General features: G+C 48.8%; 22 protein-coding genes. 17 read left to right on the forward strand and 5 right to left on the reverse strand.

What is annotated here, in order from left to right; genetic code table 11:
* Positions 1 to 258: 258 nt before the first annotated feature.
* On the reverse strand, positions 259 to 1,641 hold the full coding sequence (locus PP175_RS06995; protein ID WP_272442075.1) for an RsmF rRNA methyltransferase first C-terminal domain-containing protein: 1,383 nt from the start codon (positions 1,639 to 1,641) through the stop codon (positions 259 to 261).
* On the opposite strand from PP175_RS06995, the gene PP175_RS07000 reads away from it, so the two are divergent.
* The 4 genes from PP175_RS07000 (at position 1,640) to PP175_RS07015 (ending at position 5,852) form a co-directional block, all read left to right on the forward strand.
* The gene (locus tag PP175_RS07000; RefSeq protein ID WP_272442076.1) at positions 1,640 to 2,575 is read left to right on the forward strand and encodes a DUF502 domain-containing protein; all 936 of its coding nucleotides are present in this window, start codon (positions 1,640 to 1,642) and stop codon (positions 2,573 to 2,575) included. The genes PP175_RS06995 and PP175_RS07000 overlap by 2 nt on opposite strands.
* On the forward strand, positions 2,572 to 3,624 hold the full coding sequence (gene ltaE, locus PP175_RS07005; RefSeq protein ID WP_334314189.1) for a low-specificity L-threonine aldolase: 1,053 nt from the start codon (positions 2,572 to 2,574) through the stop codon (positions 3,622 to 3,624). Before PP175_RS07000 ends, ltaE begins: the two co-directional genes overlap by 4 nt.
* Positions 3,625 to 3,975: 351 nt before the next feature.
* A complete protein-coding gene (locus PP175_RS07010) occupies positions 3,976 to 4,575 on the forward strand; it encodes a TetR/AcrR family transcriptional regulator (protein ID WP_272442077.1) in 600 nt (199 codons plus the stop codon).
* Positions 4,576 to 4,700: 125 nt separating this feature from the next.
* Positions 4,701 to 5,852, forward strand: a complete 1,152-nt coding sequence (locus tag PP175_RS07015) for a phytoene desaturase family protein (protein ID WP_272442078.1) — start codon at positions 4,701 to 4,703, stop codon at positions 5,850 to 5,852.
* A gap of 94 nt (positions 5,853 to 5,946) precedes the next feature.
* On the opposite strand, the gene PP175_RS07020 is transcribed toward PP175_RS07015, so the two are convergent.
* Together PP175_RS07020 and PP175_RS07025 are read right to left on the reverse strand one after the other, a co-directional pair.
* Positions 5,947 to 6,492 carry a hypothetical protein gene (locus PP175_RS07020; RefSeq protein WP_272442079.1) on the reverse strand — a complete coding sequence of 182 codons (546 nt, stop codon included), beginning with the start codon at positions 6,490 to 6,492 and terminating at the stop codon, positions 5,947 to 5,949.
* A gap of 101 nt (positions 6,493 to 6,593) precedes the next feature.
* A complete protein-coding gene (locus PP175_RS07025; protein ID WP_272442080.1) occupies positions 6,594 to 7,283 on the reverse strand; it encodes a class I SAM-dependent methyltransferase in 690 nt (229 codons plus the stop codon).
* Positions 7,284 to 7,449: 166 nt separating this feature from the next.
* Here PP175_RS07025 and PP175_RS07030 point away from each other — a divergent pair, with 166 nt between their 5' ends.
* The 13 genes from PP175_RS07030 to PP175_RS07090 all read left to right on the forward strand — a co-directional run bounded on the left by PP175_RS07030 (position 7,450) and on the right by PP175_RS07090 (position 20,218).
* On the forward strand, positions 7,450 to 8,256 hold the full coding sequence (locus PP175_RS07030) for an inositol monophosphatase family protein (RefSeq protein ID WP_272442081.1): 807 nt from the start codon (positions 7,450 to 7,452) through the stop codon (positions 8,254 to 8,256).
* A 119-nt stretch (positions 8,257 to 8,375) separates the two neighbouring features.
* The gene (gene queD / locus PP175_RS07035; protein ID WP_272442082.1) at positions 8,376 to 8,846 is read left to right on the forward strand and encodes a 6-carboxytetrahydropterin synthase QueD; all 471 of its coding nucleotides are present in this window, start codon (positions 8,376 to 8,378) and stop codon (positions 8,844 to 8,846) included.
* Positions 8,843 to 9,568 (forward strand): 7-carboxy-7-deazaguanine synthase QueE, encoded by a 726-nt coding sequence (locus tag PP175_RS07040; RefSeq protein WP_272442083.1) that lies wholly within the window; start codon positions 8,843 to 8,845, stop codon positions 9,566 to 9,568. The genes queD and PP175_RS07040 overlap by 4 nt, the downstream gene beginning before the upstream one ends.
* Positions 9,569 to 9,583: 15 nt before the next feature.
* A complete protein-coding gene (gene queC, locus PP175_RS07045) occupies positions 9,584 to 10,267 on the forward strand; it encodes a 7-cyano-7-deazaguanine synthase QueC (RefSeq protein WP_272442084.1) in 684 nt (227 codons plus the stop codon).
* A 24-nt stretch (positions 10,268 to 10,291) separates the two neighbouring features.
* On the forward strand, positions 10,292 to 10,720 hold the full coding sequence (gene queF, locus PP175_RS07050) for a preQ(1) synthase (protein ID WP_272442085.1): 429 nt from the start codon (positions 10,292 to 10,294) through the stop codon (positions 10,718 to 10,720).
* A 6-nt stretch (positions 10,721 to 10,726) separates the two neighbouring features.
* The gene (locus tag PP175_RS07055) at positions 10,727 to 10,933 is read left to right on the forward strand and encodes a YqgQ family protein (RefSeq protein ID WP_272442086.1); all 207 of its coding nucleotides are present in this window, start codon (positions 10,727 to 10,729) and stop codon (positions 10,931 to 10,933) included.
* Between the two features lie 172 nt (positions 10,934 to 11,105).
* Positions 11,106 to 13,691 carry a transglycosylase domain-containing protein gene (locus PP175_RS07060; protein WP_272442087.1) on the forward strand — a complete coding sequence of 862 codons (2,586 nt, stop codon included), beginning with the start codon at positions 11,106 to 11,108 and terminating at the stop codon, positions 13,689 to 13,691.
* A gap of 78 nt (positions 13,692 to 13,769) precedes the next feature.
* On the forward strand, positions 13,770 to 14,111 hold the full coding sequence (locus PP175_RS07065; RefSeq protein WP_272442088.1) for a hypothetical protein: 342 nt from the start codon (positions 13,770 to 13,772) through the stop codon (positions 14,109 to 14,111).
* 110 nt (positions 14,112 to 14,221) lie between these two features.
* Positions 14,222 to 15,616: an RsmB/NOP family class I SAM-dependent RNA methyltransferase gene (locus tag PP175_RS07070; protein ID WP_272442089.1), complete on the forward strand. Its 1,395-nt coding sequence runs from the start codon at positions 14,222 to 14,224 to the stop codon at positions 15,614 to 15,616.
* A 22-nt stretch (positions 15,617 to 15,638) separates the two neighbouring features.
* A complete protein-coding gene (locus PP175_RS07075; RefSeq protein ID WP_272442090.1) occupies positions 15,639 to 16,346 on the forward strand; it encodes a pseudouridine synthase in 708 nt (235 codons plus the stop codon).
* 78 nt (positions 16,347 to 16,424) lie between these two features.
* Positions 16,425 to 17,921, forward strand: a complete 1,497-nt coding sequence (locus PP175_RS07080; protein WP_272442091.1) for an alkaline phosphatase family protein — start codon at positions 16,425 to 16,427, stop codon at positions 17,919 to 17,921.
* A 124-nt stretch (positions 17,922 to 18,045) separates the two neighbouring features.
* Positions 18,046 to 18,930: an NAD(P)-dependent oxidoreductase gene (locus tag PP175_RS07085; RefSeq protein ID WP_272442092.1), complete on the forward strand. Its 885-nt coding sequence runs from the start codon at positions 18,046 to 18,048 to the stop codon at positions 18,928 to 18,930.
* A gap of 100 nt (positions 18,931 to 19,030) precedes the next feature.
* Complete coding sequence (locus PP175_RS07090) at positions 19,031 to 20,218, forward strand: MFS transporter (RefSeq protein WP_272442093.1); 1,188 nt, start codon at positions 19,031 to 19,033, stop codon at positions 20,216 to 20,218.
* 78 nt (positions 20,219 to 20,296) lie between these two features.
* Here PP175_RS07090 and PP175_RS07095 read toward each other — a convergent pair whose 3' ends face one another.
* Positions 20,297 to 21,508, reverse strand: coding sequence for a M20 family metallopeptidase (locus PP175_RS07095; protein ID WP_272442094.1), 1,212 nt, complete (start codon positions 21,506 to 21,508; stop codon positions 20,297 to 20,299).
* 31 nt (positions 21,509 to 21,539) lie between these two features.
* On the reverse strand, positions 21,540 to 21,770 hold the full coding sequence (locus tag PP175_RS07100) for a hypothetical protein (RefSeq protein ID WP_272442095.1): 231 nt from the start codon (positions 21,768 to 21,770) through the stop codon (positions 21,540 to 21,542).
* Positions 21,771 to 21,783: the final 13 nt, after the last annotated feature.

Here is a 21,783-nt window from a genome sequence, read left to right on the forward strand (position 1 = left end):
ATCCTCTCTCCTCGGTCAAACTATTTTTCTACCAGCGTTATGTCATAAGGTATTGTTAAATTATTGGAGTCCTAATTTGATATGGAAAAGTTAATATTCAATAGCGCAAGCAAATGGGACCGGGGTATCGTCTTAGCAAAAAGTAATCCAAACAATTCCTTACAAAAGTCCGGTCGAGGTAAGAACCAAGTCGCCTGATAGCTATCAGGCAACTGGTGGAGAGATAAAGTAGGAGTTATACGGAGCTGTATTAACGTATCATACCCACCGCAACCCTTTTGGATAGTGGTTTTTGAGCTGGCCGTTGACGATTTTGCCCCACCCAAGCGGGTAACCGTCCACCGTTACAACGGTCCAGCCATTTTCGCTGCTGTCGACCATTAACGATTCTCCCCGGAGGTAGCGGAGTATGTCATCGTTATCTGCTGAAAAATCGGCGCTTCGTTTCCACTCCCCGGGTGTTAGGGAGAGGGCCAGCGCGTGGGAAGGCTCGAATCGGCCTTTCTTTAAGGTTCCAAGATGCCACCCTGCCCTTTTCACTTTGAGCCGGTTAAGGGAAGGCATTCCATCAGGGAGGATGTACAGCTGATCCCCAAACAACTCAAACCGGCCATCCGGAAGAATGGTGAGGGCATCGTTACAGAAGGCTTCAAACAACTTCTGTACGTCAGCTGTCAGCTTTTTATCTTTTTGTGCAGGGACGGCTGTTTCTGTGTCACCCGCGCTTTTGCGCATGCGGGCGATATAGTGGCCCTCTCCCTTTAAGCGGTGCGGCCACAGCCGCATCGTTTCCACAAGCTCAGACGGGTTAACAGTATTTGCGTCGCTCCATTCAGGCACGCCGTGCGCAAAGAAAGCAGACAGTGGTGATTCTTCCAGCGTAAAATCCTTCCGCCGGTTAAGGAATGCAGCTATCTGGCTTTCATTTTCCGAGGGTGCAAACGTACAGGTGGAATAGACAAGTACTCCCCCGGGCTTTAGCATGTCTGCCGCCTGATCAAGTATGTCTTTTTGCATGGCGGCACACTGTGCGACTTTGTTTTCGGACCAATCTTCCACCGCTTCACTGAGCTTCCTGAACATACCTTCTCCGGAGCATGGCGCATCGACGACAATTTTGTCAAAATAGGAGGGGAAGCGTTCAGCCAGTTTATCCGGGGGTTCGTTGGTGACCAGGATATTGCGCGCGCCCCATCTTTCTACATTTTCCGATAGGATTTTTGCCCGGGCAGGGTGAATTTCATTAGAGAGCAACATTCCCGTGTTACCGAGATAGCCGGATATTTGGGTCGTTTTGCCTCCTGGTGCCGCGCACAAATCCAGCACCCGATCACCGGGTTCAGGTACGAGCACTTCTACCACAGCCATGGCGCTTGGTTCCTGCATGTAATAAAGCCCCGCCGCATGGTACGGGTGTTTTCCTGGGCGGTCATCTTCGCCGTAATAAAAGCCGGTTGGACACCAGGGAACAGGCTCCAGGCGGAAAGGCAGATGTACCGTAAAATTTTCCTGCGCAACTTTTTGCGGATTCAACCGTAAACCTTGTACAGATTCATTTTCATAACTCGCCATAAAAGCTGTAAAATCTTCAGGAGACAACATTTTTCTCATTCGTTCCATAAATGAATGGGGTAACAGCATGTGCGTTCAGTCCTTTATCATTGCTTGCAGATATCTTACCAAAAAAATAAAAAACAAGCATCTTATACAGGAAAACGACGAAAATAATCGAAATAATGATAGGGAAGAAGATGGAGAAGGTGATGAAGTGAACACTCTTTCACGTGTCGACAAATACCGGAAGCGCAAAGATAAGCGGAAAGACGGGCGTATTTATTTTCGCATTGCTCTCGCAATCTTTTACATCGCTATCTTTTACATACTGGTAGATTATATCAAAGTTCCTTCCGAGTATTCGATACGCGTGGGGCTTGAAGTAGGGTTGTTTTTTATAAGTATTATCTTTCTGGATTTATATTTGCAGGCTTTCACTGTGATTTCAACAAAGCCTGTCAAGAAATTTGAAGGAAAAGCGCTCCGGGCAAATCCGCTGCTCATTACCTGCTGGGTTATTTCGCTGGTCTATCATATGGGTCTTGGGCTGTTGAGCTCGATGCAAATTCCGCTTCCTTATTACTTTAGCGGGCTGGTGTTTTCGATCGGCCTGCTGATCGTTACGCTGGGCCATTTCTTTAGCTATTTTGCCCATGTCAAACTGGAGCGTAAGTGGGCTGTAGAGGAGATTTATGCAACGGATCAGCGGAATGCCTATGAAATGATCCGTGACTGCCAGTCCAGTTATTACTGGATACAGGAAGCTATCAAGCATAATGATGAAGTGGCACAAATGATGAAGTGGAACAATTTTGACCGGACCATGGAAGAGCACATGTATGATTTGCAGCCCTATTTTCAGCGTACGATTTTTACGAATAAGGATTTGGAACGTATTAGGAGTATTGGCGTATGGTTCGATAACATGCGCCGGGTTATCCAGGAACACCCGAATTACCGCCCTGTGAAAACGCGGACAGCTGAAGAAATACCGCTTAGAAAAAGGAGAAAAGACTCATGAAGATGATAGATTTTCGCAGCGATACACTGACCAAACCGACTGAGGAAATGCGCCGCCTGATGTATGAAGCGGAAGTCGGGGACGATGTATACGGTGAAGATCCCACCGTTCGCCGCCTTGAAGAACGGGCAGCGGAAATGCTGGGACATGAAGATGCTTTATTTGTGACGAGCGGTACGCAGGGAAACCAGGTAGCGCTGCTTACGCACTGTCGGGTGGGAGAGGAAATTATTTTAGAAGCTGATGCCCACATTTTTCTGTATGAAGGTGCAGGCCCTGCTGCGCTTGGCGGCATCCAGCTTCACACAGTTGCCGGAACAGCCGGTGTTTTGTCTGTAGATGATGTTCGAAAAGCCGTCCGTGATGAGAACGACATACACCAGCCCCGTACCCGCCTTATTTGCGTGGAGAATACCCACAATAAAGCAGGCGGCCGCGTGATTCCGGTGGAGAAACTGCGTGAACTTTACCTGTTGGCGAGGGAACGATCCATTCAGGTTCACATGGATGGAGCGCGCCTTTTTAATGCCGTTGTGGCATCAGGTACATCTGCGCAGGAGTATGGCGAGTATGTGGACTCGGCGCAAATCTGTCTTTCCAAGGGTTTAAGCGCACCGATTGGATCTGTGCTGACCGGCTCCAAGGAATTTATAACTGAGGCCCGCAGATGGCGCAAACGGCTTGGCGGGGGCATGCGTCAGGCTGGTGTGATTGCGGCACCGGGGCTTTATGCACTGGAACATATGGTGGACCGATTGGAAGATGACCATCACAATGCGAAGAAACTAGCACAATATCTGGGCAGCATTCCGGGCCTCCAAGTGAATGTGGATGCGGTGGAAACCAACATTCTTATGTGCGATATTACGGCATCGGGTCTCTCCAATGACGCGTTTCAGGAGAAACTTACAGAGGCCGGCGTACGAGCTTCGAACTTCGGCGAGGGTATTATCCGTTTTGTCACCCATCGCCACATTACCGCAGAAGATGTAGAAGAAACATACAGCCGTCTTTCCGGTGTCCTGAAAGGATTAACGGTAATTAAATAAAACTATTTTGTACACAAGAAAAACATTGTGAGGCCCATGTCCGCACCTTTCTTTCCCCCTATGGAGCGTGTGGAACAGAGGGCGAAAAAGACCGGCAACCTGTCCCCATCATTGAGATACCCAGATGTTGCACCTAAACGGTATAAAGGAATCTAGGGCCATTGCCTGCGCTTACGCTTGCCACTGACCAAGATTCCCTAATGCCGGTCCGTCCGACGTTCCACAAAGCGGCCGAAAAAACTTCTATGAGGGGAAAGGAGAGAGCGGCATGGCCCACGATGTTTTTCTAACTCTTGACAAACCGACCGACGGTTTGTGTTCTAATGTTAGAACATCGACAGGAGTTTAAACATGGTTATTCATAATGACAATCCCAGCTTTCAATTGCTTGTATCTACAACAGAAGAACTTATTCAGGAAAAGGGGTGCCGTCAGACCACCCTGCAGGAAATTATCAACCGTTCCGGCCTTTCCAAGGGTGCTATTTATCATTATGTACGCAGCAAGGACGAATTGTTTGCTTTAATTCTCCAGGAAAAAATTGAAGAGATTAACGCAAGTTTTCTGCAAACAGTGGAGAAAGCCCAGTGTGGTGATTTACTTAATCCGCTGAGTGCGATTTCAAGCGGCTTATTCCAGCAGGCAGCCAAAGCCCAAAGTGTTACCAACCAAATCTTTATTTATCTGCTGAGCCAGCAGGATAAGCCGGAAATCAAAGAAATTCTGCACAACGTATTTGAATACTCTATCCAGACATCAATGAGATGGCTCAATATCGGTAAACAGGGTGGCGCAATTTCGGAGAGTCTTGATGTCAAAAAAACCGCGATTTTTTTAATGGTGATGACGTACGGGTTGCGGGTCGTAAACAGTTTATCCTCCCTGTCGGAAGAGTTTGGGGAAGAAGACCTCTTGGCGATGATGGCCCGTGTAATTGGCGGCCTGGATTAATATCCTCAATTTTTTATTCAGGCCCATATCTTCGCCTGACAAAAATGGGTGGACCTATTTTTTTATCGATTAACAAACCGTTGGTCGGTATGTATGGACGGAACACATTTATAGGGGGAAGCAGAATGGATACGATGGGCAATGAGCAGGTGGAAAAAATTCAAGCGAATAAAATGTTTGATGTTATTGTGATTGGTTCGGGAATTGGCGGCCTGGCGGCTGCGGTTGAGTTAGCCGCTACCGGGCTTGCCGTGCTTGTTGTGGAGCAGCACTACCTGTATGGGGGCGCATGCACAACCTATACGCGCAGGGGTGGTTTTAAATTTGACGCGGGGGTTGAATCAATCAGCGGCCTGGGCCAGAACGGGCCGGTTCGCCATTTTTTACTAAAGCATAACCTATTCGATGATATCAAATGGGTCAGGAATACGTATCAATTCCGCTGCGGCGACAACACCTATTCTATTCCAGCAGATTTTGGGCAGTGGCGGGATAGGCTCGCCTCGCTTTTTCCGGATGAAGCGGCTGGCATTCACAAATTGTTTCATGAACTAAAAAGCGCCTACTTCGAAATGTATGATGCTTTCGCAGCGGACAGAATAACCGTATTGGTTCCGCAGACGGAAGAAGAGATACAGAACTATGCAGCCGCACACCCCCATTTCTTACGATGGAGACGATCTACATGGCGTGAGCTGCTGGATGCTTTTATAAAAGCTCCGCTTTTGCGAAGTATTCTTTCGATGCTGACTGGATATGTAGGTGACCTGGGTGAGGAAACGCCGGCCAGCAGCATGATCCCCATTATGGGCTACTTTATTGAAGGGGGATTTCGTCCGGAAGGTGGTTCCGGCGTGCTGGCGGCGAAGCTGGTAGAGCGCCTGCGGTCGTACGGTGGAGAAGTGGTCGGCTCCACGAAAGTGCAGTCTATACTGATGCAAGGAGGGCGAGTAAAGGGAGTCCAGACAGACAAAGGCACCTTCTACGCACCAGTCATTATTTCGAATGCAGATCCGAGAGTTACGTATGAACAATTGGTGGGGCTGGAAAATCTACCGGCAGTATATGGGCGCAAGGTCAAAGAGCTTACACCTTCCATGTCGTTTTTCGGATGGGCTGCGTCACTGGACCGTCCGTTCTATACCGCTGAGTTGATTTCTTATGTACTTCCAGAACCAGTGCGGCTTGAGAAGTCAGGCCAGCTCGTTTCGGCGCTGGGCATCCAGTCTGCTTCGGCTGCGGATCCGTCGCCGGTGCCGAAACTGCACAAATGGTGAAACGCTATATTGCGATGCCGGAGTCGTGTTAGCTGGCTAAGCCCCGTCAGCATAGTACCAAAAGCAAAAGGCCAGCAGGTAATCCTTCTGGCCTTTATCCATTGGCAACGCGCAACTGATCCACTTTTCCGCCCCGCGTCAGTGTGACGGTGATGGGTACCGGGTAAAGCTTTCCGGGCACAGTGGTGAAGACGCTCCCCGTCATACGGTACAGCATGCGTCCGTTATCCAATTCTGTTTTCTGATTGATGGCAACAGATGATAAAGACGGTAAGTCTACGTTGTCAACTTTAAAAACCGTGTGCTGATTTTTGCCGCTGCGAAGCAGGCTCAGCAGCGCGTCTTTGTTGTTGGATTGCCCGCTTATTTCATGAAAATTTTGCGCAAGAGCTTCAGCGATAAACTCCGCAATTTTTCGATCCTGCAGGGAGGCTTTTGAATTGGCGGCAGCACGCTTCCATTTCGCAATAGAGCTATTCTTTACCTTGATTTGCCCCTGGATCCATCTGCCCACCTGCGCTTTGGCCGGGCTTGACTGGATGGCACTTGCGGCGGGTGTAGAGGTTGTGGAACAGCCTGTAGTGCCCGTTAACAGGCATGTCCCCACCACTAGGGTTGCTGCTAGACGCTGGCCTTTCATAGCGTGTTTCCTTTCTATCTTTAAGAATGTGCTATAAAGTTTTACACGTACCAGCGAAGATAGTTGCGGAAATTTGTTAAAATTGACCGAAAGAAGAAATGTTATCCGATGGCAGGCCTGGCATAAAACATCCACAGAAAGCTTAAAGCCTGGCATAACTCCAGCGAAAGGCGGCTTGTCATATCGTCTGTGACTCCGCGCTTATAGACACCATCCTGATGGACAACTTCGAAACCTGTGTCACCGAGCAGCCTCGCGCATTCCCATGGCATGATGGTATTCATAATAACTTCTTTTCCATGCAGCCGTTTGTAACTATGCTGGCGGGGAGCGGCGGTGGGCCCCAGTACACCAATCGCTAGTATGCCATCCGGCTTCAGATGGCGCTTTAATTCGAGCAGAACATTGTGTGGATAAGAAGTCCACTCCAGTACGTTTATCGCCATAATACTCTGGAAGTACTCCTTATCAAAAGGCAGGCTGGTTACATCCCCCTGCTGGAATGACAGGCGCATATCCGGTGAAATCCGCGCGCTGGCTTTCTCAATCATTTGGCCAGCCAGGTCGATCCCTGTCACTTCAAAACCCTTCTGTGCCAGCAGCATGCTGCCATACCCATCCCCGCAGCCAGCATCCAGCACGGGTCCCTTTGCAGGCTGAATGTAGCGCGTCAAAACAGGAATAATATTTTTTCGGCTGCCCTCTTCCCACATCTCCCTGCTGTTTGCCTGCCAGTTATCAGACATCTTATTCCACTGCTCCTGGCAAGCCTGATGCCAATCGAATCCCATTTCCCAATCCTCCCCCATGTTTTGTTACTTTAACTTTATTCGAAAAAGAAGCCCGCGCCAAGCAGATAACAAAAATGAGAATACTTAGGGCCAGCGTTAAAGTGGTTTTTTGGGTAAGATTTGTTTATGATAATACTAATTGAGACGAAAGTGTGAGGCGAGCGTATTGCAAAACACGGAAAAAAAACAATGGGGCGTTTTGGCCAGGGACTGCGCTATTGAAGCGGGGAAGTTAATCAAACGCATGCTGGAAGAGCCGCTTGAAGTGATGTATAAAAGTTCTGCTTCGGATCTGGTTACCTCTGTAGATAGAGCGGTGGAGAAGTTTGTGATCAATACCGTGCTTGGAGCATATCCCGATCACGGGATTCTCGGAGAAGAGGGCCTCTTTACCGACGATATCTCCGGCATGGACACCATATGGGTAATCGATCCGATTGATGGGACAACCAATTTTGTTCACCAGAAGCTTAATTACTGTGTATCCATTGCTGTGTACCACAAAGGGGAGGCGCAGGTAGGTGTCGTTTATGACCCGACACGCGAAGAGCTTTTCTATGCGGAGAAAGGGAATGGCGCTTTCTTAAACGACGAGCCGCTGCCTAAGCCTCGTCAGATGGTGATGGAGGAATTGCTCCTGGCTAGCAGCGTAATTTGGAATAGGAGAGCAATGAAATCGGGGCTTGCCGCGAACATTCAGGACCTTGCCCTGCGTTCGAGAGGCATGCGCGTGCTTGGCGTAGCGGCCCTGGAATTGGCGTACGTGGCGGCAGGCAGATTGGATGCTTATATTAGCCTGTCTCTCAATGCCTGGGACTATGGAGCAGGCAAATTGCTCGTTGAAGAAGCGGGTGGCACGATTACGAGGCTCGATGGCAAGGAAATTCCATTCGGTGAGAAGAGCAGCATACTGGCGGGCAATCCGCACATTTATCCAAAAGTACTTGAACTGTTAGGCACGAAGCGTGTATAATATCCGAGTTAGACGTTGTTGTGTGGAATAAACCAACGTTAAAAAGACCACCAGAGTCTTGTTATGTGAATCCCCTGGTGCAGGGGATTTTTTTATTTTTATAGACGGGAGTGAGTGGCATGTCCGAATATACGATTCCGGAGAAAATCCAGCGCCTTCATGTGGATATTGCGCCAGAACAGCTCCGCTACCACAAGCGGCGTGTGGCTTTGACCAAGGAATTTACGTTTGACTCCGCACACCACCTTCATTTATATGAGGGCAAATGCAAAAGCCTTCATGGCCATACGTACAGGCTGATCGTCACCGTCAGCGGGTTTGTGAATGAGATTGGCATTTGTGTGGATTTCGCGGATATAAAAAAGATATACGAAGAGACGATCAAGCAAAAACTTGACCATAAATATTTAAATGAGGTTCTGCCGCCCATGAACACAACAGCGGAAAATATGATTGTGTGGATTTGGGAACAAATCGCGGCAAGGCTGGATGAGCTGGGTTTAACCGACCTTGGAACCCGCCTGGAGGAATTGGTTCTGTATGAAACGCCGACCAGCTATGCCACACTGAAAAGAGAGTGGATGCAATGAAGGGTCGCTATTCGGAAATGCTTGATACGGTAAAACTGCCGATGGTGGAGATCTTCCAGACGGTTGAGGGAGAAGGGAAGATGGCCGGTTACCCTACAACGTTTGTCCGGGTGTACAACTGTAATCTTCGCTGTACCTGGTGTGATACACGGTACAGCTATGCCCCGGAGAAACCTGCTTTTACGGCAAGCATTCGGGAAATTGTAGACAGGGTGCAAGAGCTGGCGCATGGCGTGATTTGCCTGACAGGCGGGGAGCCGCTGATGCACGGCGATAAATCGCTTGCTTTGCTCTACCATTTGGCGCAAATCGAAGAGGTGTGGGATATCCACATCGAGACGAATGGTGCCATCGATCTTGAGCCATTCGCCCGGCTGCGCTCAGAGGATGAGAATGTAGGACGGAAGGCACGATTTGTGATGGACTACAAGCTGCCGGCCAGCGGAGAAACAGACAACATGTGCCTCCCCAATTTTGCTCGGCTCGAAGACAGGGACGAAGTGAAATTCGTTGTTGGCAGTGTGGAAGACTTCGAGCACGGCATTCACATTCTGGCGGACCATCCGACGCAGGCAACTGCGCTATTCAGCCCGGTATGGGAAACCATGCCGCCTGATAAGCTGGTGAATCTCCTGCTGGAAGCCAGGCCGCAGAACGGACGGGCAAGACTGAATTTGCAAATTCATAAAGTGATCTGGGACCCTGAACTTCGGGGTGTATGAATAGGAGGAAGTGCGGTGAGCAAGAAGGCTGTTGTAATTTTAAGCGGCGGACTGGACAGTACAACCTGCATGGGTATTGCGAAAGATGCCGGGTATGAAATCTATCCGCTGACATTCGACTACGGTCAGCGCCACAACCGTGAAGTGGAGCAGGCGAAGAAAGTGGCCGCCTTTTTCAAGGTAAAAGAACACCGGGTTGTAAAACTCGACTTCTTAAAACAGATCGGCGGCAGTGCGCTGACTGATGAAACCATTGAGGTGCCGACAGGCGATGATATTCCGGAGTCGGAAATTCCGGCAACGTATGTACCGGCCCGCAATCTAATATTTCTTTCACTGGCAGCAGCGTATGCCGAAGTCGTGGGAGCTGAAAAGATCTACATCGGGGTGAGCGCCGTTGATTACAGCGGATATCCCGACTGCCGACCGGAATTTATCCGTTCCATGAGCGATACCGTACAGCTGGCTACGAAAGCGGGAGTGGCCGGAAGTGGCATGACGATCGAAGCGCCGCTTCAGCACCTGTCGAAGAAGGAAACCATCCAGCTCGGCCTTAAACTGGGCGTGCCGTATGAATTAAGCACGTCCTGCTACCAGGGCGGACAAGAGGCATGCGGCGAGTGCGACAGCTGCCGGCTGCGCCTTAAGGGGTTTGCAGATGCAGGGGCAGTAGATCCGATTCCTTATAAAACGAAATAATAGCAGAAGAGAGGGAAAGTAAAAGTGAGCCATGTTGAACATAACCATAATAAATATAATAAAATACGTTTTGACACCCAGGATGAAACAGCGATTATGGTCGATATTCTAGAAACCATTCCGTACGAATATGTAGGAAAGAAGACAGAAGTCATCATTCCTACCAGCGAGTTCACTTCCGTATGTCCGTGGTCTGGGCTGCCGGATTTTGCGGATATTCGAATTATCCTCATTCCGAATGAAAAGCTGATTGAAATGAAATCGTTGAAATTCTATCTTACATCTTACCGCAATGTAGGCATTTACCAGGAACATGCCACCAACCGCATACTCAATGACCTGGTCAATGTGTGTGATCCGCTTTATATGCGGATTGAAGCGACCTGGAATGCCCGGGGCGGCCTTGGTACCGATGTAGCGGTTGAATATCGCAAAGAAGGTTATGAAGGATAATCTTGTATGAGCGAGATTAAAAATATTTTGCAGGTGAGAGATCTGCTGCGTAGGTTTGGTATTGCAATCTATACCGGCGACCGGATGGGCGATTATGAAATGATGGAAGATGAAATCCGTGAACTCTACAAGGAAAAGCTTCTGGAAATACAGGAATTCAGTTCCGCTATGTCTGTTCTCAAACGCGAGAAAGAGTCATTTAAAAACAGGTAAAAAGAAAAAAAGAGCCGGAATAAGGCTCTTTTCTCTTTTTTCTCTCATAAAAAGCGGTTAAAATAGGCTAGTCAGTTGGGTACTATAATCTACCTGAACCTTTTCGGAGATTTTTTGGTAGTATTATTAAGTATGGATGTCTTTGCTGCAAAAACTAGGGGGTAAAAATAAAATGGAAAAGAACACGCCAAGCAAGTCCGGCACCACAACCAGGAAAAGGCGTAAGAAAGGGCCATGGAAAATCATTTTCTTGTTTGTCGGCCTTTTTATCGTCCTGAGTATCGGTGGCTGCTCCGCAATGTATGTGGCGGGCAACTCCATGATCGATGAGAAAAAACTCGACCTCATGCAGGCGTCCACTGTATATTCTATTGACGGAAAAGAAATAGCCAAACTGGCGACGCAGAACCGTGTGAAAGTTTCATATGATAAAATACCAAAGCAAGTCATTAATGCCTTTGTTGCGACAGAGGATTCTCGTTTCTATGAGCATAACGGGGTGGATCCGCTCTCCATTGGGCGCGCGATTGTCAAGGATATCACAACGGGCAGCAAGGCAGAAGGGGCCAGTACCATTACCCAGCAGCTTGCCCGTAACGTATTTTTGACCAATGACAAGACTTATATGCGCAAAACGAAAGAGATTATGATCGCGCTAAATCTCGAAAGAAAGTATTCCAAGCAGCAGATTCTTGAAATGTACCTCAACGAGATTTATTTAGGACCAGGCATTTATGGAATCGAGACGGCTTCCGAGTATTATTTCGGCAAGCCTATCGACAAAGTGTCTCTGGCTGAGGCTGCTTCGCTGGCTGCTCTGCCGAAAGCGCCTAACACGTATGCGCCTAAGGTCGGCGAAACAAACGCAAACCAGCAGCGCCGCAATATTGTACTTGGCCTGATGCAAAAGCAGGGATATATTACGGCGGATGAAATGGCCGCAGCTCAGAGGGAACCGGTTGATGTTGTAAAACCGACACAGGACAAAAATGACCCGGCTTATACCGCGTATCTCGATTATATTGGCCAGGAAGCCGCTAATAAGCTTGGCATTAATGAAAGTGATTTGTACAAAGGCGGATACAAAATTTATACGTACCTGGACCCAACTATGCAGCACGCCATGTACAATGAATACCAGAACCCGGATAACTTCCCGGCTGGGCAACCGGATCAGAAGGTACAGTCCTCCATGGTTATCATGGATTCGAAAACAGGCGGGATTACAGCGCTGGTTGGCGGTCGTGATTATGTAACCAAAGGGCTTAACCGCGCAACAACCCTGCGCCAGCCTGGTTCTTCGATTAAACCGCTGGTGGACTATGCGCCTGCGCTTGAAGAAGGCTGGACACCGGACAGCACGGTGTATGATGTGAAGAAGACGTATAAAGCCTACAACAATTACACGCCTAAGAACTTCAGGGATGAAGGATATGCGGGGCCCATCTCGATGTATAGGGCGCTGGTGGACTCACGCAACGCGGCGGCGGTATGGACATTGGATAAAATCGGCTTGGATAAAGGGGTAAGCTACCTGAAGAAATTTGGCATTCCTGTTCAGCCCAACGAGGGAAACAACCTGGCACTTGCAGTTGGCGGGATGCAGTACGGCGCCTCTGCCATCCAGATGGCGCAGGCCTACTCTGCCTTCCCTAACAACGGTAACATGTCGACTGGCCATGTAATTAAGCAGATCACGACCCAGGATGGCACGGTCATCGCTCAGGGAGATAAAGCTCCAACGCCTGTAGTGAGCCCGCAAACAGCGTACTACATGACCCAAATGTTGCAGGGTGTTGTTCATGAAGGAACAGGCCAGGCCGCCTATTTTGGGCGTCCGTTAGCAGGTAAAACCGGAACCCACCAGGACCAGTTTGTCTGGTTTGTTGGGTATACACCTGATTATGTAGCGGCTGTGTGGATGGGATATGACAAGCCGGACGCGAACCATTATTTGACCACAACGGGTGGTGCCTACCCGGCCCGTCTGTTTAACAAAGTTATGTCACAGTCTCTTGCAGACAAACCTGTAACCGATTTTCAGCAGCCTGCTGGTATGGATACTGCGCCGGCACCACAGCAGCCGCAGCAACAGAATACAGCGCCGGCTGCAAGCGGACTATCCGCGGTCTCTGACGGATCTACGGTTAGCCTTTCATGGTCCGGTTCCGGTTCTGGAAGCAATGTAACATACCGGATCTATAAGTTTGCGGGATCTATTGCGAATAAACAATTGGTCGGTGAGACTGGCGGAACCAGCTACTCCGATAGTTTTGACCCAAATCAAGCCTACTCTTATGTAGTGGTACCCGTTGATAAAACGACAGGCCAGGAAGGCACCATGTCTAACATCGCGACTGTCACAATGAGTAAAGGGCCACAGGGTAATCAGCCAAACCAGCAAAATCCGGGCAATAATGGAAATGCCAATGGTGGACAACAAAATGGAAATCAGGGGCAAAATTCCGGGAACCCGTATAATAACGGACAAAATCCAGGTAACCAAACACCGGGCAGCCAGAATCCTAACCCCAATGACCAACAGCAAAACGGACAGAACCCGAATCCGTCCGGACAAAATCCAAATGGCGGGGGAAGTAATGGACCTGACCAGAACAGTGGAGGCGCAGACCAAAGTGGCGGTACTGCCGGAGGGCAGAACGGTGGCGTTAACACGCAGGGAACGCCTGCTGTTACCAATGGCAGACACCACCGCGGCGCACAGCAGAATGGTATAATTCCACAAACAGGGCAATAAACTGGTGAAAAAAGAAAATTCGCAACTCACTTATCTTTTGTTATAATAGATGCAAGAGGAGAATAGGAGGGGTTACAAATGACTGCCAAGGATATGTCCCAGTTTTTTGACGAGCAGCTTGCCCGCGCCAAACAGCACTTCGAACGAGCACTGGATTGCAAACACACCGAATTTGACGATCTATATCCATATATGGCTGAACAGCCCCAGTTTTTCTGGTATAAGCGATATGTCGCCTGGCAGGAATTGCTGACCATTGTGCGCATGGCCAAGGAGCTTGAGATTGACTGGAAAAACCGCTTTACAGAAGATCAGATTCACTATATTGAATGCAAAGTTCTTGAGGCCAAGGTTCTTGATACCTGGTATGAAAACGAAAAACCGAAGCGTCAGGAAGAGGAAGTAGGCGCTGACGAATAATTTTTAAAGGGAGCAGATGCTCCCTTTATTTTTTTAGATATAATATTAAATATGTTACATAAATGCAGCGAAGGCGGATAGCCTGGTTTAGCAACAATGAGGAGTGTGCGATGCAGTTACCACAAGCTTTTATAGAAAGAATGGAAAGGCTTCTTGGTGGAGATTTCCCGGCTTTTGTTGCTTCTTATGATCAGCCGCGCCGGCAGGGACTGCGGGCTAACCGGCTTAAAATAGATGCAGCGGAATTGAAGAAACGGCTAAATACCGAATTGTCTCCTGTTGCATGGACAGTGGATGGCTTTTATTATCCTCAGGGATTTCGCCCTGCCAAACACCCTTATTACCATGCGGGTTTATACTACATACAGGAGCCGAGCGCCATGGCGCCAGCGGTGATATTAAATCCCAGCCCTGGTGAGAGGGTGCTGGATTTATGTGCCGCGCCTGGCGGAAAAACCGTCCAGCTTGCGGCAGCGCTGGGGAATAGCGGGATACTGGTGACGAATGATAATAATCCAAATCGGGTCAAAGCGCTTGTTAAAAATGTGGAGCGCTATGGACTGACCCGGACAATTGTGACAAATGAGACGCCGGATAAACTGGCGGCTGTTTTTGGCGAATATTTTGACCGTGTTCTGGTTGACGCCCCGTGTTCCGGTGAAGGCATGTTTCGTAAAGAGCCGGATATGATCAAAAGCTGGAGCCCGTCCACGGTAGAAGCCTGCACCTCGATGCAGCAGCCGATCCTGGAGGATGCAGCCCGGATGCTTAAAGCTGGCGGATGGCTCCTGTATTCAACCTGTACGTTTGCACCGGAAGAAAACGAGCAGATGATTGCCAGTTTCCTGGAAACCCATCCTGAATTCACGTTGATGCCCATCCCCATGCATGCCGGATGGGATGCGGGAAGGCCGGAGTGGACAAACGAAGGGAACAAACAACTGAAGAATACAGTTCGGCTGTGGCCACATAAAATCAATGGTGAAGGCCATTATCTGGCACTGCTGCAGAAACAACGGGAACAGCGCGATAAGCCGGCCCACATACAGGAACGGCGCATAAATGAGAGAGAGCTGGAGGACTTTTATGCGTTTGTGCAGGACACGCTTCCGAATTGGAATGGCTTCAAGGATCCCGGAGTGCGGCTTACGCTGCATGAGGACCGGCTATTCCTGACGCCTGCAGAAGCTCCCCCGCTGCATTCCCTCCGGCTCGCCCGGCAGGGGTGGCTGCTGGGTTCTTTCAAAAAGAAACGGTTTGAACCTTCGCAGGCGTTTGCGATGGGCATAACCGCTTCGGATGCGGTTAAGGTTGTCCGGTTTATCCCTGATGACCCCAATGTTATTCGTTATCTGAAAGGGGAAACTCTGATGATACAAGCGGATAAAGGGTGGAATCTTGTTTGCTTAGATAATTTTCCGCTTGGCTGGGCTAAAGGGGCTGGCGGTATGCTGAAAAATATGTATCCGCCTGGATGGCGCTGGATTGATGGAGGGGCGGAATAATTTTGAATAGAGGTGAGCGATAGTGCGGTTGGATAAGCTTCTTGCCCATATGGGTTTTGGAACGAGGAAAGAAATAAAAAAGCTATGCCGGGATGGCGTTGTAGTAGTTGATGGAAAACAGGTTAAAGACGCCAGCCTGCATGTAGACCCACAAACCCAAACCGTTGAAGTCGACGGCATGCCGGTTGAGTACCGCGAATTTATTTACTTAATGATGAATAAGCCTCAAGGGGTTATTTCCGCTACTGAGGACAGGCATGATGAAACCGTAGTGGATTTATTAGCGGAACAACACTATGTATTTGATGTTTTCCCCGTGGGGCGGCTGGACAAAGATACGGAAGGATTTCTGCTGTTGACCAATGATGGCAAACTGGCCCACGAGCTTCTCTCTCCCAGAAAGCATGTTCCGAAAACGTACTTTGCAAGAATAGAAGGCAGAGTGACGGAAGAAGACGGTGAGGCCTTTAAAAAAGGAGTGAAGCTTGACGACGGATATGTCACGCTTCCCGCTGAACTCGAAATTATCAGCCAGGGCGCAATCAGTGAAATTCAGCTGACCATTTACGAAGGAAAGTTTCACCAGGTTAAGCGGATGTTTGAAGCAGTTGGAAAAAAAGTAATCTACTTAAAACGCCTTTCTATGGGCGAGCTGCAGCTCGATCCAGATCTTGAACCCGGCGAATATCGGGAACTTACTGAGGAGGAACTGGATGTTTTGCGAAGGTAATGCATTCGGTCAAGCATTTAATAGAAAATCGCTAACTTGCACATCCTGAGAATAATCACGTTGAGAGCGGGTGAGGATGTGAACAAGAAAGTTATTTTGATTGTAATTGATTCCTTTATGCCACATGTTTTTCAGGAGGCCCGGCAAAAAAAACTTGTACCAGCACTCTCAAGGTTGGCAGACGAGGGTACATACTGGGATAACTGCGTCACCGTATTTCCTACCATGTCTGCTTCAGCGGACTGTTCACTTATTGCCGGTTGTTACCCGGATGAGCATATGGTGCCAGGGCTGATGTGGTACAACCCCAGAGAACAAACTGTGGTCAATTACATTAATGGAAACAAGGCGGTTATCCGGCAGGGGTTGAGCCGCTGTGCAGAAAACGTCCTCATTGACTTAAATGAAAAGCACATGAGCAGACAAGTGACGACCCTATTCGAGGAGCTTGAGAGGAGCGGCAAGTCGGCGGCATCCATCAATTTAGCTGCGCATCGTGCGGACGAGAAGCATTTGCTATACAAGCCAGGCCTTATGAAGCTGGTACTCGGGAAAGTTAGGGATCAGATGGTTAGTGGGCCACGCGTCTGCAGCCTGGGGATTTTTATTCGGTCATATGGCAGGCCGTTTCCCTGGAGCTTTAATCAGTCGTTCCTAAAAAAATACGGGATGAATGACAGCTTTGCGGTTGATATTGTTTGCCGGATGATAAAAGAGAACCAGCTGCCGGATTTTACGGGAATCTATTTACCTGACACGGATTATTACTATCACCGAAAACCTGAGCAAGGAGCCGCTTTGCTTGGGAAGGTGGATAAGCAAGTGACCCGCCTGATTGATGCACTGGGTGGCTGGGATGAGGCGCTTCGCAAGTGTGCGTTTATCATTACCGGAGACCATGGACAGACAAAAATTAAATCGGTGAAAGAATCTGGCATTCAGTTGGAGCCCTTTTTTCGGAATTTGAAAATCTCACCGAAAGGAAACGTAAATCCCAAGCAGGATGATCTCGTTATCTGCAATAACGAACGAATGTGCTACATATACCCATTTAAAGAAGGCATAAAGGAAGAAGTTATCCGCCTGCTTTCCCCGGATGAACGCATAGACATTGTCGCGTGGAAAGAACAGGGAGGCGTCTACATTCGAAACAGTCACGCCAAGCTCTATTTTTCTCCAGTTGAGCAGGATAAGGCACAGGATGAATCCAGGGTGGTATTAGATCCGTTTGGCAGAGCCTGGCGAATAAAAGGAAACATAGGGGTTATAGATGGTGTTATTAAAAGACCTGATTCCGGTGTGCCCACCCTAACATTTGGATCTTATCCGGATGTCTTTTCCCGCCTGTACGGTGCCCTCTACGCCAATGAAGCGCCATGCATTGTCATTACTTCTGCTCCGGGATATGAATTTGTCACGAAATATGACCCGGTACACCAGGGAGGGGCCAGCCACGGCTCTCTGCATGCGACCGATTCGCTTGTGCCATTGATCATTACGGGAAGTGAACCGCTGGATTCATCCAGTCCAAGAATTGTAGAGTTAAAAAAATATATTTATAACCTTCTTTGCTAATAACTACTATTTGTATGGTATTGTATTATTGAATGAATCATCAAATAAAAGCGAAGTCGAGCTGCACGCAGCGCCTAACGCTTACGCGTGAGCTTAATTTCAAGCAACGAGAGGGGAATTCAAGTTGAGAAGAATCGGGTTTATTGGCATGGGTACGATGGGTGCTCCTATGGCACTCAATTTGCTCAAAGCTGGCTTCGAAGTTACCGTATACAATCGCTCGCTGGATCGGTTGGCAGGCTTATACGATCAAGGGCTGATGGTTGCAGATAGCCTGTCAGAAGCTGTCGTGGGCAAAGATGCAGTCATTACGATGCTGTCAAATGATGCGGCTGTTAAGCAAGTGGTTACCGGCGACAATGGGATTATGGATTACATAGAAGCGCCTACCGTGCTTGTGGATATGAGTACGGTTTCACCGGATACGTCTGCTTCAATTTCTGAAGTGGCGAAGGAGATGGGGATCACCATGATTGACGCACCGGTCTCCGGAAGCTCCAATGCGGCACAGAGCGGAAGCCTTGTGATTCTTGGCGGCGGCAATAAAGAGGTTTATGATTCACTTAAGGATGTTTTTGCGGCAATGGGTAAAGCCAGTTACTATTTTGGCGAGAGTGGAAGCGGCTCCAAAGCCAAGCTAGTGATCAATCTCATGCTCGGCATTACGATGCAGGGCATTTCGGAGGCGCTGGTATTAGCCGAAAAGTTTTTCCTGGACCGTGCGACCGTTTTGGATATGATGCAGCAGGCAGCGGTAGCCTCTCCGTTCCTTGCTTTTAAAAAGGATCTATTGTTGAAAGAAGATTTCCCGGTTGCCTTTGCCCTCAAGCACATGCACAAAGATCTCGGACTTATCCTGGAGCAGGCTCGCGATAATGGCAGTGTGCTGCCGGCCACTTCTGCGGCTTACCAAAGCTACAGTGCAGCCATGAACCATCAGAAGGAAGACGTCGACATGGCGGCGGTGTTTGCAGAGCTGCTGCAGCAGTCCGGTGTGACAAAAGAATAGATAAAACCAAAGGCCCGACTGTTCACGAAAGCAGTCGGACTATTTTGCGGCTAAATTAACGGATAATTAGCAATATTAGCGTTATTTCGGGGTGAATGATATGCCAGGCAAAGAGCCGTTATGGACGAAAGAATTTATTTTCTTATCGCTATCCAATTTGTTTTTATTTTTTGGATTTCAGATGCTCCTGCCCACGCTCCCTGTTTTTGTGGCCGAGCATAGCGGAAGCAACACGGAGGTAGGTCTGGTTGTTGGTATTTTAACGCTCGCTGCCGTTGTGGTCCGCCCGTTTGTAGGCATAAGACTGGATTCAATGGGGAAAAAACGAATCCTTGTTATTGGCAATCTGATCATATTCGCCGCGATGGGCAGCTATTTTTGGACAGCGACCGTTTTAACGCTGCTCATGATCCGGTTTTTGCATGGACTGGGCTGGGGTATCGCTACACCTGCTTATGGCGCAATTGCATCGGATATTATTCCAGCCTCACGAAGAGGAGAAGGAATGGGCTACTTCGGTTTAGGCACAACGCTGGCCATGGCATTAGGGCCTTTCTTTGGTATCTGGCTAGCCAAATCCTACAGCTATGAATGGCTATTTGCTGCCTGTTTATTGAGTACGCTCGTTTCAATGGTGCTGGCTCAATTTGTTTCGGTTCCGGATTCTGCATGCGTGAGTAATGAACCAGCTAAGGTGCCAGCGAAGTTTGTTGCCCGCTTGGTAGAGCGGCAGGCCTTATTCCCGTCCTGTCTTGTGTTTTTGCTGGGCGTAACATACGGTGGCATTGTCAGTTTTATAACGTTATTTGGCAAAGAAGCTGGAATTGCCAATGTTGGCTGGTTTTTCCTGGTAAATGCCCTTAGTGTATTTATTATACGTCCCATTTCAGGCAAAATTTTTGATAAGAAAGGGCATTTCTCGGTACTTTTCCCGGCTGCTTTTGCCAGTATAATCGGGTTAGTTTTGTTATCGTACGCCTCTTCTACGGTGCTACTTATTCTGGCCGCGATCTTCTATGGGATCGGCTTTGGTTCCATTCAGCCCTCCCTTCAGGCATGGACGGTTAACCGGACAGAACCCAATCGGCGGGGAGCAGCGAATGCGACGTTCTACAATGCATTTGATTTAGGCATTGGAGGGGGAGGGATGCTCCTCGGCGCGGTTGCGGGGATTACCAGTTACGCTCAAATGTACCGGTACTCCATCCTTATTCTGGTGATTTACTTGGTTGTCTATCTCCTCTACACACTCAAGCGCAGGGAACGGCAAAAGGTGAAGAATGCATAAAAGCTCCTGTTTACCGTAAGGTAATCAGGAGCTTTTCGTTGGTTACGCCGTGATATAAAGAGGTGAATGAGATACAAGTTAGGCTCCCAGGTATTCAACAGCAAGGGCAATAAAATAGCGGATAGATTCCAAGTATTTTTCGACCTCAATCCATTCATCCGGCTGGTGTGCCATGAGCGGTTCGCCCGGTCCATAAATCAGGACGGGAATCTCAAGATGCGGCGCATATATGGAGCCATCCGTGTAATAACGGACACCTTTAGGAGTAAGCTGGCTGTCCAGGTGCTTCTGTGCGGTTTCTACGGCAAGTATTGTGAACGCATCATCTTCCGGCGTCGTTATGGAAGGCAAATCGTTTGCAATTTCGATTTGATACGATGCCCCTGCGGCTTTGCAAAGGGCATCCAAAATGGTATGAAGCTGCGCCAGAATGTCTTGATGTACCTGTCCGGGCACCGTCCGGATATCAAGCGTCATCGTACAAGCATCCGGCACAACGTTCGTTTTTATCCCTCCTTCAATGGTTCCGATGTTAATGGACGGTCCGCCGAGGAGCGGATGCGGTTCATACACAAGCGAAAGCTTTTCGATTTTATTTATAAAAGCATTCATCACCCGGATGGCGTTCACCCCCTGCTCCGGCATAGACCCATGAGCTGTCTTGCCAAACACATCAATAGTTAGCCACAGCGCGCCTTTGTGGGCGCAATAAAGTTCATTGGCGCTGGGCTCAGAGATAATCATGGCTGTAGCATCGTCGATTTGTCCTTTAGCGACAACATGCTTGGCTCCTAGGCAGTCCACTTCTTCCCCTACGGTTCCAACGAAGCGAAGGCTGCCCTTAAGCTGAACCCCGGACCTGTGCAGGCAGTCCAATGCCATGAGCATCGCCGCTACACCGCCTTTCATATCGGATGTTCCTCGCCCATAAAGCTTGTTTTCTGCTAGTTCTGCGCCAAACGGTTCATGTTTCCACTGCACGCTGCCGATCGGAACCGTATCTAAGTGCCCGCTGAAAGCCAGTATCCGCTCTGGCTGATTTTCCATACGCTTATTCTGATTCGCAGGAAGAGAGACGAACAAATTCGTACGGCCCTCTGCTATTTCATCTAGTTCAACAACAAGGCCTGCCGCCTGCATGCGACTCTCAATAGCTTCCGCGACAAACTTCTCTCCACCAGGCGGGTTGACGCTGTTAATGCGCACCAGCTCCTGAAGGAATGAAATGGCTTCCTGCTCATTAAGCATATTCCACGCATTATGAATCGCTTCTGATTGGATAGTTTTCATATTGCCACACCCTTTTCCCTATAATGTAGCATTAACCTTCTACAGCCTCTTCTTTATTTCCTGTTTGCAGAGCTGGCAGGCTGCCCGCTGGTTCGTTTTTTTGTTCTCTAAGCAGCATGGCGCATATTGCGGCATATACCGAGCCAAAATTAAGGTTAACAAAAAATCCGACGACGGGGCCACCGACCATGAAGTGGTGAAGAACGATACGGAGCGCCCTCGCTCCACCATTGGGAACCAGATCTTTACTTATTTTGATCAACCATGTGTTTTTG

This window comes from Aneurinibacillus sp. Ricciae_BoGa-3, from assembly GCF_028421645.1.
Lineage (GTDB): Bacteria > Bacillota > Bacilli > Aneurinibacillales > Aneurinibacillaceae > Aneurinibacillus_B.

Bases quoted from the DNA above. Each gene is read 5' to 3' on its own strand.
- PP175_RS07020 (WP_272442079.1), bottom strand. From the start codon at position 6,492: ATGAAAGGCCAGCGTCTAGCAGCAACCCTAGTGGTGGGGACATGCCTG.
- PP175_RS06995 (WP_272442075.1), bottom strand. From the start codon at position 1,641: ATGCTGTTACCCCATTCATTTATGGAACGAATGAGAAAAATGTTGTCT.
- ltaE (WP_334314189.1), top strand. From the start codon at position 2,572: ATGAAGATGATAGATTTTCGCAGCGATACACTGACCAAACCGACTGAG.
- PP175_RS07040 (WP_272442083.1), top strand. From the start codon at position 8,843: ATGAAGGGTCGCTATTCGGAAATGCTTGATACGGTAAAACTGCCGATG.
- PP175_RS07065 (WP_272442088.1), top strand. From the start codon at position 13,770: ATGACTGCCAAGGATATGTCCCAGTTTTTTGACGAGCAGCTTGCCCGC.
- PP175_RS07095 (WP_272442094.1), bottom strand. From the start codon at position 21,508: ATGAAAACTATCCAATCAGAAGCGATTCATAATGCGTGGAATATGCTT.
- PP175_RS07025 (WP_272442080.1), bottom strand. From the start codon at position 7,283: ATGGGATTCGATTGGCATCAGGCTTGCCAGGAGCAGTGGAATAAGATG.
- PP175_RS07055 (WP_272442086.1), top strand. From the start codon at position 10,727: ATGAGCGAGATTAAAAATATTTTGCAGGTGAGAGATCTGCTGCGTAGG.
- queD (WP_272442082.1), top strand. From the start codon at position 8,376: ATGTCCGAATATACGATTCCGGAGAAAATCCAGCGCCTTCATGTGGAT.
- PP175_RS07070 (WP_272442089.1), top strand. From the start codon at position 14,222: ATGCAGTTACCACAAGCTTTTATAGAAAGAATGGAAAGGCTTCTTGGT.
- PP175_RS07000 (WP_272442076.1), top strand. From the start codon at position 1,640: ATGTGCGTTCAGTCCTTTATCATTGCTTGCAGATATCTTACCAAAAAA.
- PP175_RS07010 (WP_272442077.1), top strand. From the start codon at position 3,976: ATGGTTATTCATAATGACAATCCCAGCTTTCAATTGCTTGTATCTACA.
- PP175_RS07060 (WP_272442087.1), top strand. From the start codon at position 11,106: ATGGAAAAGAACACGCCAAGCAAGTCCGGCACCACAACCAGGAAAAGG.
- PP175_RS07090 (WP_272442093.1), top strand. From the start codon at position 19,031: ATGCCAGGCAAAGAGCCGTTATGGACGAAAGAATTTATTTTCTTATCG.
- PP175_RS07015 (WP_272442078.1), top strand. From the start codon at position 4,701: ATGGATACGATGGGCAATGAGCAGGTGGAAAAAATTCAAGCGAATAAA.